General features: G+C 61.5%; 15 protein-coding genes and 1 tRNA gene. 7 read left to right on the top strand and 9 right to left on the bottom strand.

What is annotated here, in order from left to right; all coding sequences use genetic code 11:
* Nucleotides 1–19: 19 nt before the first annotated feature.
* The 3 genes from L6637_RS11920 to L6637_RS11910 all read right to left on the bottom strand — a co-directional run bounded on the left by L6637_RS11920 (nt 20) and on the right by L6637_RS11910 (nt 1,972).
* Complete coding sequence (locus L6637_RS11920; RefSeq protein ID WP_237864257.1) at nt 20–943, bottom strand: cytochrome c oxidase assembly protein; 924 nt, start codon at nt 941–943, stop codon at nt 20–22.
* A complete protein-coding gene (locus tag L6637_RS11915; protein ID WP_237864258.1) occupies nt 940–1,098 on the bottom strand; it encodes a hypothetical protein in 159 nt (52 codons plus the stop codon). The genes L6637_RS11920 and L6637_RS11915 overlap by 4 nt, the downstream gene beginning before the upstream one ends.
* A gap of 67 nt (nt 1,099–1,165) precedes the next feature.
* On the bottom strand, nt 1,166–1,972 hold the full coding sequence (locus tag L6637_RS11910; RefSeq protein ID WP_237864259.1) for a Crp/Fnr family transcriptional regulator: 807 nt from the start codon (nt 1,970–1,972) through the stop codon (nt 1,166–1,168).
* Between the two features lie 284 nt (nt 1,973–2,256).
* Here L6637_RS11910 and L6637_RS11905 point away from each other — a divergent pair, with 284 nt between their 5' ends.
* The 5 genes from L6637_RS11905 to L6637_RS11885 all read left to right on the top strand — a co-directional run bounded on the left by L6637_RS11905 (nt 2,257) and on the right by L6637_RS11885 (nt 4,236).
* Nucleotides 2,257–2,472: a hypothetical protein gene (locus L6637_RS11905; RefSeq protein WP_237870766.1), complete on the top strand. Its 216-nt coding sequence runs from the start codon at nt 2,257–2,259 to the stop codon at nt 2,470–2,472.
* 85 nt (nt 2,473–2,557) lie between these two features.
* Entirely contained in the window at nt 2,558–2,929 is a 372-nt protein-coding gene (locus L6637_RS11900) for a hypothetical protein (protein ID WP_237864261.1), read from the top strand.
* A 6-nt stretch (nt 2,930–2,935) separates the two neighbouring features.
* The gene (locus tag L6637_RS11895) at nt 2,936–3,193 is read left to right on the top strand and encodes a DUF5985 family protein (RefSeq protein WP_237864262.1); all 258 of its coding nucleotides are present in this window, start codon (nt 2,936–2,938) and stop codon (nt 3,191–3,193) included.
* Entirely contained in the window at nt 3,193–3,465 is a 273-nt protein-coding gene (locus L6637_RS11890) for a DUF5985 family protein (RefSeq protein WP_237864263.1), read from the top strand. Before L6637_RS11895 ends, L6637_RS11890 begins: the two co-directional genes overlap by 1 nt.
* A gap of 537 nt (nt 3,466–4,002) precedes the next feature.
* A complete protein-coding gene (locus tag L6637_RS11885; RefSeq protein ID WP_237864264.1) occupies nt 4,003–4,236 on the top strand; it encodes a hypothetical protein in 234 nt (77 codons plus the stop codon).
* A gap of 177 nt (nt 4,237–4,413) precedes the next feature.
* Here the strand turns inward: L6637_RS11885 and L6637_RS11880 are convergent.
* Nucleotides 4,414–4,503: transfer RNA gene (locus tag L6637_RS11880), tRNA-Ser, on the bottom strand.
* 195 nt (nt 4,504–4,698) lie between these two features.
* Between L6637_RS11880 and L6637_RS11875 the strand changes: the two genes are divergently transcribed.
* On the top strand, nt 4,699–5,040 hold the full coding sequence (locus L6637_RS11875; RefSeq protein WP_237864284.1) for a hypothetical protein: 342 nt from the start codon (nt 4,699–4,701) through the stop codon (nt 5,038–5,040).
* Nucleotides 5,041–5,092: 52 nt separating this feature from the next.
* Here L6637_RS11875 and L6637_RS11870 read toward each other — a convergent pair whose 3' ends face one another.
* From L6637_RS11870 to L6637_RS11860, 3 genes are all read right to left on the bottom strand, one after another.
* Entirely contained in the window at nt 5,093–6,556 is a 1,464-nt protein-coding gene (locus tag L6637_RS11870; RefSeq protein WP_237864285.1) for a trehalose-6-phosphate synthase, read from the bottom strand.
* 225 nt (nt 6,557–6,781) lie between these two features.
* Nucleotides 6,782–7,603, bottom strand: a complete 822-nt coding sequence (otsB, locus tag L6637_RS11865; protein WP_237864286.1) for a trehalose-phosphatase — start codon at nt 7,601–7,603, stop codon at nt 6,782–6,784.
* 3 nt (nt 7,604–7,606) lie between these two features.
* Nucleotides 7,607–9,094: an MFS transporter gene (locus L6637_RS11860; protein ID WP_237864287.1), complete on the bottom strand. Its 1,488-nt coding sequence runs from the start codon at nt 9,092–9,094 to the stop codon at nt 7,607–7,609.
* 129 nt (nt 9,095–9,223) lie between these two features.
* Between L6637_RS11860 and L6637_RS11855 the strand changes: the two genes are divergently transcribed.
* Nucleotides 9,224–9,595: a DUF3175 domain-containing protein gene (locus tag L6637_RS11855; RefSeq protein WP_237864288.1), complete on the top strand. Its 372-nt coding sequence runs from the start codon at nt 9,224–9,226 to the stop codon at nt 9,593–9,595.
* A 178-nt stretch (nt 9,596–9,773) separates the two neighbouring features.
* Here the strand turns inward: L6637_RS11855 and L6637_RS11850 are convergent, their stop codons facing one another.
* A complete protein-coding gene (locus L6637_RS11850; RefSeq protein ID WP_237864289.1) occupies nt 9,774–11,807 on the bottom strand; it encodes a methyl-accepting chemotaxis protein in 2,034 nt (677 codons plus the stop codon).
* Between the two features lie 142 nt (nt 11,808–11,949).
* Nucleotides 11,950–13,989 carry a methyl-accepting chemotaxis protein gene (locus tag L6637_RS11845; RefSeq protein WP_237864290.1) on the bottom strand — a complete coding sequence of 680 codons (2,040 nt, stop codon included), beginning with the start codon at nt 13,987–13,989 and terminating at the stop codon, nt 11,950–11,952.
* Nucleotides 13,990–14,059 lie beyond the last annotated feature (70 nt).

Below are 14,059 nucleotides of genomic sequence, written 5' to 3'. Positions count from 1 at the left end.
TGGAATGTTTCGAGACCCGCTAGTATTCCGGTCCCGATGCATGCGCTTGCGGATGTGCCTGATCGCTGTGCTTCTCGCCGACCTCCCGCAGGTAGGCAATGATATCGTGTCGAGACAGAGCATCGAGCACCCGAACCGGCATTCTTGCTCCAGGCACCAACTTCTGCGGACCGGCCAGCCACTCGTCGAGCTTGTCGGTAGACCAGGTGAGATGGGCGCTCCTCAAGGCTGGCGAGTAGTTGAAGCCAGCAGCGGAGCCAGCCGGGTGACCGACCACACCCCCCAGCATGGGACCGGTCATGTTCTGGTCCAGCCCATGGCAAGCACTGCAACGCTGGTTAAACAGTTCTAGACCGTGAACGGCATCCGGAGCAGCATTGGCGAGAAAACGCGACAAATTCTTTGCGTCGGTCGGACTCGCCGAACGGCCAAACGTGTAACTGAGCGTGATGGCATCGACGTGGTCCATGTCGGAGTCCTTGGCGAATGCCGGATCGACATAGAAGACGACGGGCATGTCCACCTTCTGGTGCGGATCGAGACGCTCTTCATTGAAGCAGAAGCACTGAATCTTGTTGAAGTAGATCCCGCTCGTCGGCGGCGTGACGTTGAATGTCGCATGCCCGACAGTCGCCTTGTCACTGAGATTCTCGGCACTGAAGAATACCAGCTTCTGCTCGCCGAGATGAACGGTAACCGAGCGCTGTTCCGGTTCAAAGCGCCACGGCAGCCCGGGCGCGACATTGCTGTCAAAGTCGATCGTCACGGTTCGCTGCGACGTGGTGGTTGGATCGGCATAGGCTCTTTGTGTCGTTCCGCCATATCCCGTTGCGCCACAGAATGCACGGTAGAGTTCGGGCGAATAGGCTACCAGTCCGCACATGATGGCGAGGCCGACAAAGCAGGGCACGAGAACATTCAGATTTCGATAGCGCACGTTCATTTTTCTCTCAGGTGGCCGCTCAAGCCTTTGCGCAGTACACCAAGCGCGCCGGGCAGGAGACCAAAGAAGCTCCAATGCTGCTTGACAAGGCCGTGATCTTGGAAGCGCTTTCGAAGCGCAATTGGTTTGGCGAGACGGATGATCGCCGGCGCCATTCACGGACGTCAGGCATGAAACACGCGAAGGCCCGTTGGATCCTTAACCTGAAGCCGTGTGGGAACCCTACCCGGAAGGACGTTTCGGCTCTCGGCCCACCAGTGCCGGCTCGCCCGTGCCGACCGGAGCCAGCAGCGAAACAGGCGACCGCTGGCGAGAGCCCGTATCAAGCGCGGGTAACAGATGACGGCGGTATTCGCGTTCGATCAGCCTGAAGCAATCACAAGAGAGCTTCGATAACTCGGCGGCATCCTGTATCTTCACGGAACCGCGTCTGGTCACTACCGTTCCATCCCTTTGCAGGACCTCCAGACATTCCGTAACGCTAGCGCGCCGGACGCCGAGCAATTCCGCCAGAACTCCATGCGTGAGCGAAACCTCGTCTTCGCCCGTGGCATTTTGGGCAATCAGCAACCAGCGCGCCAATCGCTGCTTTAGACTATGATAGGAGTTGCAGGCACCCGATTGGGAGGTCTGGGCCAATACGACGGCCAGATATCTCTCAACGACTGAGCGCAAGTGCGGAAGGGATTCCAATAGTTCGCAAAATTCCGCGGTCCTGATCCGCCAGGCATCGCCTGTCAACTGGACTGTTCTTCTGTGCAGCGGCACTCCTCTGGCCGCAAGAATCACCGGAGCGCCGACCAGTCCTTCGGATCCGATCAGCCAGACCTCAACGAATTTCTCGCGGCCCACTTTCGCGGCCACCGACACCAACCCGCTTTCGACAAAGTACACGTGCTCCATCGGCAGCATGTAGTGATGAAGAACCTGACGTGGCGCGAGTCTAACCTGCTCGCAGACGTCCATAACGCGCGAGAGCTCGTCATCCGGGATCAGGCGCAACAGACCGTTTCTAACCTTGGGCGTCATCGCTTTCTGTACACTGCGCAACTCTGGCCGGGGAAGCGTATGGCGGGTTGAACACCTGCACAAGACGCTGTGGAACAGGTCTCAGTAGCATCTTGCCGCACGTCGACATCTATTCCGGTGAGCGGGAGCCGTACCTTCAACTTAGGTATGATCCGCCCTTCAAACGTCCCGCGACAGCGCGTGGTCGGCTGCCTATGTACGCTACCGTACCTTCTCTGGCGACGATCTAGCTAATGGGAGAAAATCCGCTTCGTGTCATAGTCGAACGTCCGAAGCGCAGGTGCATGATGTCAGACAATGAATCCGTGATCGCCGCAATCGAGGAAGCCCAGCGACTTCTGACCGTGTACGATCAGGCGACTTCCAGAAAAAATCAGGAAGACCTGATTGCGATGCTCCAGTTCATTCTGTGTGATCCATCGGTTTCCCTTGCGGTGAGACGATTGAAAAGCCGATCGCGCCTGAGCCTGGTTGAGTCATCCAGGAGGTATGCGGGTTGAAAGTGCGCGAACTCGATCGCTTCCGCTCAATCCAATCTTGAATTCTTGATATGCGGTCGAGCTGATGCTCGCCCGAGGTCGCTGAATGTCCAAAGCACCAATACCAGAAGAGGTTCTGGATTTGATCGTGAGACACATCGATTCCGTGGCTCAACTCGAAGCGCTTCTGTTCCTGCACGCGCGTTCAAGCGAACAATGGGACGCTGCTTCCGTGGCCAAGCGGCTCTATGCGCCCACCTCCGATATGGCAGTGGCCTTGGCCGGGCTCGCCGATGATGGGTTTCTCGTGCGAGATGGCGGGCGATATCGCTATGCCCGGCGTTCGGATCGAGACGCCGCCGTCGAGGCTCTTGCAGAGGCCTATGCGCACTACCTAATTCCCATTACGAATCTGATCCATGCAAAACCCCGCCATATCCGGTCATTCTCGGATGCGTTCAAGTTCCGGAAGGATTAGGAAGCTATGGCCGCGGTGATATACAGCTTGTGTGCGATCACCGGGGCGTTGTGTGCTTGGTTGCTGATTCGCGCGTATCTGCGGACGCGCTCCAGGCTTCTGCTGTGGAGTTCGATCTGCTTCGGGGGTCTTGCACTGAACAACATGGCACTGTGGGCGGACAAGCTGATATTTCCCACGACTGATCTTTCAGTCCTCAGGATATCGATCGGCCTGCTGGCAACGCTCATCCTGCTGTATGGGTTGATCTGGGAGGAGCGTTGATGACACACCTCGCCGGCGTTCTCTCAGGCGCCGCCTCGATGGCCTCTCTGGCTGTCGCTCTGTTCTTTCTGAAGTTTTGGCGACGGACGCGGGATAGGTTCTTTCTGATTTTCGCGGCGGCTTTTACCATCGATGCCATATCGCGCTTCGCGCTGGGAACGAGCCAGGTTTCCGATACGACGGAGCCCATGTACTTCTTGCCGCGTCTGGTGATGTTCGGACTTATTGTGACAGCCATCATCGGAAAGAACGCGGAGCGCAACGGTCCATGAAGCAGACGCGCTGGCTGCCGGATCGCTTGGCGTCGTCGACATGCCGGGTACCGATTTTCAGTATCGTGCCGATCGATTCTTCCAGACGGGACGCGTCCGGTCACACTGGCCGCTCGCCTGGTCTTGCCGCAGCAAGCGTCCGTGCTTTGCGTTGCCGAACGACCGTCGCGTACAAACTCGGTACGAAAACGTACGGCCCCGCGAATCGGCCGTCTTTCAAAGTTGCCCTGAGTGTGAGCGAAGTGAATTGTTATGCGCGGGGGCGATTCTTGGACACTTCAAGAGAAATTGCATTGCGGTTGCCGCGCGCATATTGCGAGTTCTGTACGACGAGGACTCCGCACGTCCACGAACGCTTAGCCATCAACGGAGTTCAGGTAACACGCTCGGTCTGCTTCATATGCAAGAGAGAGCGGCCAAAGGGACAACCGCACGAGCCGCGGTCGTAGTTTGCAAATGTACGAATGAGCTGGCGCCGATAATTTTCGGTGCGCATCATCTGCAGTAATTCGTCAGGTAGAACGGGGAGAGGCGCTCATGGCCGCGAATGTTTTCGACGAGCATGATGGTCGCGTGAGGTTAATCACCGCGATCGCCATGGAAGTGAAGGCACTTACTTTGAGCGAATCCGGTGACGAGACTGTCTCGATGAGCGATCCGGATGCCGAAAAGCTGGTTTATGCCCGGGCCTACCAAGCCTGGGCCGATTGCAAGATCGAAGGGACGGCGGACGACATATATGAAGCAATCCAAGAGGCGCTGGACGTCTGATCAAGATGCGCCGGCAAACGACATCTCATGAGGACTGTTCGTCATCGGCGTGAAAACAGAGCAGCAAGGACCGCAACGGAGATCATCACATAAAATTCGTATGATAACCATTAGCACGCACTCAGCACAGTTAGCCGAGCGCGAGAAATCGTCGTTTGGCGCATAAGATCGAGCAAATGGCGGAGAGAGTGGGATTCGAACCCACGGTACGGTTTCCCGCACACACGCTTTCCAAGCGTGCGCCTTAAGCCACTCGGCCATCTCTCCGGAGCGCCCTCTCTTGAAGGGGCGCCGGTGATTTTGCAAGAGATCGCGGGGCAATCGGAGGATTTTTCCGCAACTTATTGTTTTTGCGAGAGAATATATCGCGCCGCGCGATCGCCTGGAACCTCCTCAGGTTGAACCAGGCGCGGGTTTGGTGCGACGATTCCCTTGAAACCGCCAAACACACCCGGGGACCCCATGACCATCCGCAAAACCATCGCCATGCTCGGCCTGATTTCGGCCCTTGGCGTCGCCTTCTCCGGGTCCGCCAAGGCGCAGGCCTGCAGCAGGCAGGGCGTCGATGTGACCTGCGACGACGGGCGGCGCGGTGTGCTCTCTGGAGATACCATCCTCTGGCCGGACGGAACCCGCTCCAGCTCGACGCCCCACCAGAGCGTTATCATCGGCAACAGGAGCTCAGTACATGTCGGGCCCGGCGTGTTTGTCGGCCAGGGCAAGGGCGTGGTGCCGATGGATGATCCGAACGCGCCTAACAAGCGGCAATGCGCGATCCTGGACGGCGTGTCGTATTGCTATTGAGGCCCGCTTGCCCTCCCCGCGCGCGGGCGGCGGCAAGATCGATCAAGCTCTCTTAGATCAACCGCACACCCGAGATCGCAGATTTCAGCCAACGTAGCGCTTGCGGCGGTTGCGCCGCGAGCGGCGCGGCTGCCACCTTCTCGGTGCGGCACTTCTCCAACTCGGCAACGAAATCGGACGACCATTGCTGGATGGTGTGGCCACGCAATTTCTTCATCATCGCATCCCAGCGCATCTTGCGCTCGGTAAGCGGCATCGCCGCGGCGACCGCGATCGCACGCGCCATGCCGTCAATGTCGTGAGGATTGACCAGCAGCGCGGTCTCGAGCTCGTTGGCGGCACCGGCGAATTTCGACAGCACCAGCACGCCGGGATCGGCCGGATTCTGCGCGGCGACATATTCCTTGGCGACAAGATTCATGCCGTCATGCAGCGGCGTCACCACGCCGACCTGCGCGGTACGGTAGAGGCCGGCAAGCACGGCCTGGCTAAAGCCCTTGTTGAGATAGCGGATCGGCGTCCAGTCGACCTCGCCATGGCGACCATTGACGTCGGTGACAAGGCGGGCGACCTCGTTCTGGAGATTGCCATACGCTTCAATGCCGCCGCGCGATGGATTGGCGATCTGGAGCAGCGAGATGCTGCGCGCAAACTGCGGCTGCTCCGTCCAGAGCCGGTCGAACGCGCTGATGCGGTTGACCAGCCCCTTGGAATAGTCGAGCCGGTCGACGCCAATCGCGAGCCGCTCGCCGTTGAGGCTGCGGCGCAGACGCGAGACGTCAGGATGCGAGGCCGATTTCGCGGCATAGGCTGCGAATTTCTCCGCATCGATGCCGATCGGAAACACCTCGCAGCGTGTGCGGCCGTACTGCGAGAGCACGACGCCGTCCTCGATGATGAGGCCGAGCTCGCCGCCAGCATAGCCGAGAAAATTCTGGCAATCACCCTCGGTCTGAAAGCCGAGCAGATCATACGCCAGCATCGCCGTGATCAGTTCGCGATGATTGGGCACGCCTTGCATTACCGCAACGACCGGCCACGGCGTGTGCAGGAAGAAGCCGATGGGATCATCGACGCCGAGATCGCGCAACTCCGCGCCGAGCGCGAGGAAATGATAGTCCTGCACCCAGAACGCCGTCTTGTTCTTGCGAAAGCGCATCAGGGCCCGCGCCATGAACGCGTTGACCTCGCGATAGCTGACATAGTCGTCGCGCGAGACGCGGATCAGATCGCTGCGCGAATGCAGCGCCGGCCACAAGGCCGAATTGGCGAAGCCTTCGTAATAGCCGCCATAATGCGCCGCCGGCAGGTCCAGCGTTGCGATCGCGCCCGAGCCCAGCGCCTCAATCTCTGCGAAGGGCTCTTTCTGATGGCCGTCTCGCACGCGGCCGGAGGAGCCAACCCAGATAGCGCCCGAATGCTCGACAACGGGAAGCAATGCCGCTGCGAGGCCGCCCGTCATGGGCTCGTTGGGTTTGCCGCGCGCAACTCGATTTGAAACGACAACTAAGTTCACAGGTCGTCCCCTCCTGTTCATTCCACCCCGTTTAACTGCCGTTCATCAATATGGTTCCTGTCATCATTTCTACGAAATGAAACCAAAGTCAGGCGTGCGCGTTGGAACCCGTTTACTTCGAGGGAACCCGGCGTTTTCATTTGGGAAAGGGCGATTTTCGTCAGCAGAAGCAGCGCGCGCTATGGAACAGCGCGCGCGACAATACGGCTCTCGCGTGACGCTGCCTTACTCCAGCCTTGTGTCGTCGAGCAGACGCGCAAGGAATGCCCGCACGTCGTTCGGCGCATCGAAGTGACCGTTGACGCCGATGGCACGACGACCCACCGAGAAAGAGAGTCCGTTCATGTCCGGCATGATTGCGAACACGGTTTCGTCGGTGACATCGTCGCCGATGAAGATCGGGCGGCGTCCCCTGAACGGTTCATGCTTCATCAGTTCGCGCACGCCGGTCGCCTTGGTGAAGCCGGAATGCTTGATTTCGCAGACGAACTTGCCGGGCAGCACCTCGATCGGCGCATTAGGCAGATCGGCGCGGATCAGCGAGACGGCTTCATAGATCGCCTTCTCCGCATGCGGCGCGAGGCGATAATGCAGCGCCAGCGAATAGCCCTTGTCCTCGAGCAGGATACCGGGGCTCAGCTTTGCGATCGCAGCCAGGCGCCGCTTCAGCTCCTTGTCCATCGGCGGCGCGTGCACATCGTCGGCCTCGTTGTCCACCGACAGCCGCATCTCCGCGCCGTGGCCGGCCACGGCGCGAAACACGTCGGGCGCGAAGATCAGGTCGATGTCGTTGAGCGAGCGGCCGCTGACCATAGCCAGTGCGCCGGATGTGCGTTCCGTCAGGCGATTCAGCGTCTCCGACAGGCCTGGCGGCACCCACACCTCACGCGGCGTCGGCATCAGATCCAGCAGCGTGCCGTCGATGTCGAGCAGGATCGCGGTCTCGCCGAGATGCGGCACGAGCGCATGCGGCACAGGTACGGCGTCGGGCGCTTCTTCGTCAGGCATGGCGCGCTTCTGGTCCAGTTCAGCAAGTTCAGATGTCATAGTCTACTCCATGGAAGCGAGCGGCCGCGCGATTTGTTCGAGCGATTTGCGCTCCGCGGAAATGGCGTAGCGCCATGCCACGATCGCGGCCGCGATCATCAGGAATGCCCCCAGCAAATAGCCGGCGAACACGCTGTTGCGTGATCCCGTATCGATCAGCGCGCCGAACAGCGCGGGACCGATGACACCGCCGATGCCGGTGCCCACCGCATAAAACACTGCAATCGCCAGTGCGCGGACTTCCAGCGGAAAAGTCTCGCTGACGGTGAGATAGGCCGCGCTCGCCGCGGGCGAGGCAAAGAAGAATATCACCATCCAGGCGATGGTCTGTCCCTGCGCGCTCAACGCGCCGATCGAGAACAAATAGCCCGAAACCGCCAGCAGCAGGCCGGAGACGCCATAGGTGAACATGATCATGGCTCGGCGGCCGAGCGTGTCGAACAGACGACCGAGCAGGAGCGGGCCGAGGAAATTGCCGGCCGCGAACGGCAGCAGGTACCAGCCGACGTGATCGGCGCGGATGTCGTAGAAATCAGTCAACACGAGCGCGAAAGTGAAGAAGATCGCATTGTAGAAGAACGCCTGCGCAACCATCAGCATCAGGCCAACCAGCGCGCGCTGGCGATAGGTGCCGAACAGGGTCTGCGCGACTTCGCTGATCGGGGTGTGATCGCGCATCTTCAGTCGCAGCTTGGGGAAACTCTCGCGGCTCGCCTCCTGATCATGCCCGATCACCGAGCGCTCGATGCCGTCGACGATCTCGTGCGCATGGTCGGGGCGGCCATGGATCATCAGCCAGCGCGGGCTTTCCGGGATCCACATCCGCATCAGCAGCACGACGAGGCCAATGGTGGCGCCAATGAGATAGGCGAGACGCCAGCCGAGATCGGGACCGATCACCGCGGGGTCAAGCAGCACGATGGCTGCCACGGCACCCATCGCCGCGCCGATCCAGAAGCTGCCGTTGATGACCAGATCAGTCCAGCCGCGATAGCGCGCGGGCACCAGTTCCTGGATGGTCGAATTGATCGCGGTGTATTCGCCGCCGATGCCGGCACCGGTCAGAAAGCGAAACAGCGCGTAGCTTGCGATATTCCACGATAGCGCGGTCGCGGCCGTCGCGGAAAGATAGAGTGCGAGCGTAATGAAGAACAGCTTCTTGCGGCCGATGCGGTCAGTTAGCCAACCAAACCCGAGCGCGCCGAGCACGGCGCCGGCGAGATAAGCGGAGTTGGCGACGCCGAGATCGAGATTGGAGAAGCGCAGCGTCGGGCTCTGTTTCAGCGCGCCCGACAGCGCCCCTGCGAGTGTCACCTCGAGCCCGTCGAGAATCCAGGTGATGCCGAGTGCCAGCACGACACGCGTGTGAAAGCCGCTCCAGGGAAGCGCATCGAGCCGCGCAGGAATGCTGGTCTCGACGATGCGATCAGTTGCGGCCGCCGCCGAGACTGCAGGTCCATCATTCAGCGCTGCGCTTTGCTGCAAGTCCATGGGGCTGCTGGGTCTTGGGGGTGCGGCATTCTGCCTGCCACCCGCGACAACGTCTGCGGCATCTGCCGGTTCCCTTAGGAACGCCGTCGAATGCCGGCCGTTTTCGCTGCAGCCGCAAGGAGTTGATGCATGGCTAATGTCAGAAAGACGACACATTCGCGCAAAACGACGGCACGCAAGAACACCAGCGCGAGGCGCAGCGCCGCCCGCAAGAGCACAAAGCGCGCCTCGCCAAAGCGGTGGTCGCAGCGGGTGACGAAAGAGAGTGATGCGCTCGACCTTAAGCGCGGCGTGTTCAAACTCACAAGTCCGAGGAAGATCGCAGCGTCGCTGAAGCGCTCGGCCGAGCACAGCGCGCGCCGCAAGACCGGCGCTTATCGCTCCGCACTGTCGATGCTGAGTTTCTACATCAATCGCGCCGGCAAGACCTTGCCTAAGACTCAGCGTGAGCGGCTGGAGAGGGCGAAGGTGGAGCTGAAGCGGGCGTTCGGGAGGGAATGAAGCGCCGATCCGGGAACCACACTCCGCAGCAATGGTTTCGCGACGACTCGGAGTTGTCAGCTCGTGCAACAGTGCAGTTCGGTGGTTATGGGTCCCGGATCGGCGCGCGCTTGAGGCGCGCTTGTCCGGGACGATAGCGGAGGGTGATGCAACGGCGCGGACTTCAGATGTAGCGAAGTTACGCCGCCCTGATATTCGCCATGAAGCGGTCGAGCTCGGCGCGCAGGCGGGTGCTTTCGGACGACAGCGTCTTTGCCGAGTTCAGCACCTCTTCCGAGGCTGAACCGGTTTCGGCGGCGCCACGGTTGACCTGGCCGATGTCGGTCGCCGCCGTCTGTGTGCCCTGGGCGACGTTCTGAACGCTACGGGCGATCTCCTGGGTCGCGGCACCTTGCTGCTCGACGGCGCTGGCAATCGAGGTCGAGATCGACGAGATCTTGCCGATGGTCGCACCGATCTCCTTGATCGCGGCGACCGACTCGGCCGTCGCGCCCTGCATGCCCGTGATGTGCGAGGAAATTTCATCAGTCGCCTTGGCCGTCTGGCTCGCCAGGGACTTCACCTCGCTCGCGACGACCGCAAAGCCGCGGCCGGCTTCACCGGCACGCGCCGCCTCGATGGTCGCATTCAGCGCCAGAAGATTGGTCTGCTCGGCAATCGCAGTGATCAGCTTGACCACCTCGCCGATCTGCTGGGCCGCGTGCGAGAGTTTTCCGATCCGGCCATCGGTTTCCTTGGCCTGGACCACGGCCGCCTCGGCAATGCGGCTGGAATCGCGAACCTGGCGACCGATCTCCTCAACCGAAGCCGACAGCTCTTCCGTCGCGGTCGCAACCGACTGCATGTTGCTCGAAGCCTGCTCGGAAACGCCGGCGACCTGGCTCGACAGGGTCTGCGTGGTCTCCGCGGTGCGCGTCAGCGTGGACGCCGACGATTCAAGCTGCACGGCTGAGGCCGAGACGTTGGACACGATCGCACCGACCGCGCTCTCGAAATCATCGGCAAAGCGGATCAGCTCGCCGCGGCGGCTCGCTGCCTGCTCCCTGTTCTGGGCTTCGCTGGCGGCGGCATCGCGCTCGGCCTTGGCGACGGCTTGGACCTTAAACTCTTCGACCGCCCCGGCCATCTCGCCAATCTCGTCCTTGCGCCCGAGGCCGGGGAGCACGACGTCGAAATTGCCCGAGGCGAGCTCACGCATCGCCTTGCACATCGCGATCATCGGCCGCGAGATGCCATTGCCGAGCATCAGCGCCAGCGCGGCACCGACGGCAAGACCACCCAACGCCAGCATCAAAATCAGCTGCTCGGTTTCCCCGATCGTCGTATTCGCACCCGCCTCGATGCGCTGCTGATCGGCCGACAGGTCCGACCGCAATTCGCCCGAGAGCTTGAGGATGGACGCGGCCGTCTTGGTCATCTCGGCGTTCGACTTGACGATGACCTTCACGTTCTCCGACAGCTTTGCGAAGGATGCGCGGTATTGCTTCAGAAGATTGCCGATCTCGGTGACACGGTCGGTGATCTTCTGGTCATTGGCGTAGATCGAGACCAGCAGCGTCTCCAGGAACTTGATGCGGGCGACGACGCCGTCGGCGGTCTTCGGATCCGGCTTGGCAACGAAGGCGCTGACCGATGTGGACACCGCAAGATATTGCGAGGTGATGTCCTTGGCCGTGGTCTGGACCGACGCGAGCCCGGCCAGCGCCGCGGTATCGGCTAGATCGTCGAACTTGAAGCGGATCTTGTTGCCGACAGCATTCAACTCATCGGCCGCGATCTTGTTGTTGGCCCGGGTCAGCGTGATGATCTCGCCGAAGACCTTTGTGAAGCGCTGGAATTCGGCTTCGAGCTTGCCGATCTCCTCACGGCGCGCCGCGCCTGACGTGGCCGACATCGACTTGGCGATCGCCGCCTTCAGATTCTCTTCGGCCGCCTTCGCCGCTGTTTCGTCATCCGCCGCCCCGGTCAGCGTGTAAGCCCGGGTCAGGCCCTGATAGCTGATCAACTCGCGGTCGATGGTCCGTGCCAGGTCTGCTTCGGCCACGCTGGTCCGGTAGGAGGCGACGGCGCCAGCGATGCGCTCGAAGCCGAAATAGGCGAACGCCATGCTGACGGCGAGGATGGCCAGCACCGCCACGAAGCCGAGGATGATCTTTGCACGAAAACGCAAGGTGAAGAGCCTCAAAGAGCTCGGCTTCGACTTGACGGACATCCCCACCCCATTCCATTCGCGGAAAACCAGGCGCAGCCCGGCAGCAGTCCGCTCCCCGACTCAACGGTAAATGGCAAAGGATAAGCCGCGGTAAATTTGCCACACCGCAACTTGCGGTGAGGTGTCGCGGGGCGGCCTGGCTCTACGCCGCCCTGATATTCGCCATGAAGCGGTCGAGCTCGGCGCGCAGGCGGGTGCTTTCGGACGACAGCGTCTTTGCCGAGTTCAGCACCTCTTCCGAGGCTGAACCGGTTTCGGCGGCGCCGCGGTTGACCTGGCCGATATCGGTCGCGGCGGTCTGGGTGCCCTGGGCGACGTTCTGAACGCTGCGGGCGATCTCCTGGGTCGCGGCACCTTGCTGCTCGACGGCGCTGGCAATCGAGGTCGAGATCGACGAGATCTTGCCGATGGTCGCACCGATCTCCTTGATCGCGGCGACCGACTCGGCCGTCGCACCCTGCATGCCCGTGATGTGCGACGAAATTTCATCAGTCGCCTTGGCCGTCTGGCTCGCCAGGGACTTCACCTCGCTCGCGACGACCGCAAAGCCGCGGCCGGCTTCACCGGCACGCGCCGCCTCGATGGTCGCATTCAACGCCAGAAGATTGGTCTGCTCGGCAATCGCAGTGATCAGCTTAACCACCTCGCCAATCTGCTGGGCCGCGTGTGAGAGTTTTCCGATCCGGCCATCGGTTTCCTTGGCCTGGACCACAGCGGCTTCGGCAATGCGGCTGGAATCGCGGACCTGGCGGCCGATCTCCTCGACCGAAGCCGACAGCTCTTCCGTCGCGGTCGCAACCGACTGCATGTTGCTCGAAGCCTGCTCGGACACGCCGGCGACCTGGCTCGACAGGGCCTGCGTGGTCTCGGCGGTGCGGGTCAGCGTGGACGCGGATGATTCAAGCTGCACGGCTGAGGCCGAGACGTTGGACACGATGGCTCCGACCGCAGCTTCGAAATCATCGGCAAAGCGGATCAGCTCGGCGCGGCGGCTCGCTGCCTGCTCCCTGTTCTGGGTTTCACTGGCGGCGGCATCGCGCTCGGCCTTGGCGACGGCTTGAACCTTGAACTCCTCGACCGCCCCGGCCATCTCGCCGATCTCGTCCTTGCGCCCGAGGCCGGGCAGCACGACGTCGAAATTGCCCGAGGCAAGCTCACGCATCGCCTTGCACATCGCGATCATCGGACGCGAGATGCCGGTGCCGAGCAGGAAGGCAAGGACCGCGCCCAACAGCGTGCCGCCGATGGCAAGCATCAGCACCAGTTGCTCGGTCTTTCCGATGGTCGCTTCCGACTCCGCATCCAGCCGCTGCTGTTCGGCGACCAGATCCGCCTTCAGGGCGGAGGCGCCGCGCAAGATCGCACCCGCCGAGCCGCTCATCTCGGTGACGAGATCGTCGACCAGCTTGGCGTTGGCAATCAGCTTCTCCAGCGCTTCGCGATAGGCAACGAGGATGGTCTTGGCATCCTTCAGGCCGGCGACGATCTTGTCGTCCATGGAATAGACCGCGCCGAGCGAGTTCTCGACGAATTTCAGCCGCGCCAATGCACTGCTTGCGATTGACTGGTCGGACGTTAGGACGAAATTGGTCGCCGCGGAGCTCGCAGTCTGGAACTGGGCGTTGACCTGCTTGGTGCCGAATTCGATCGCCTGCGCTTCGGAATCTGAGGCGTTGTTGCCGATATCATCGAGCTTGTATTTCAGCAGATTGGCCTGGCGCGAGAGCTGGTTCTGCACCAGCAGCGCGCTGTCGCGCTTGGCGCGGAGGACCTTGGCGAAGGTCGCGGAAAAATTCGCGAATTCCTTGGCGAGCTTGTCGACGCTGTCCTGCCGCGCCGGTGTCTTGGCACTCTTGACGGCCTGGTCGATGGCGTTCTTTAGACTGGCTTCGGCGTCCAGCGCCGCCTTGGCGTCGTCTTCCTTGCCGGTGACGACGAAATATTTGACGGCCGAACGGTAGCCGAGCAGCTCGCGGTCGATGTTGCGCGCGAGATCGGCCTCCGAGACGCTGCTGCGATAGGAGCCGACGCCGGATGAAACCCGCTCGAAGCCGAAATAGGCGAATGCCATGCTGCCGGCAGAGATCACCAGCACCGCGGCAAAGCCGAGGATGATCTTGGCGCGGAATCGGAGGGTGGGAAATATGCTGCGCTTCGACGGCGACACGGTACGCCCGGACATTCCAACCCCCATTTCGTCTATTCAACCGCGATCCGGGGGCGCCCCGCCCCCAGACCCGGATGCGCAAAAC

The sequence above is a fragment of the Bradyrhizobium zhengyangense genome (genome assembly GCF_022012435.1).
Lineage (GTDB): Bacteria > Pseudomonadota > Alphaproteobacteria > Rhizobiales > Xanthobacteraceae > Bradyrhizobium > Bradyrhizobium zhengyangense.
This window is presented reverse-complemented; position numbering and strand designations above follow the sequence as displayed.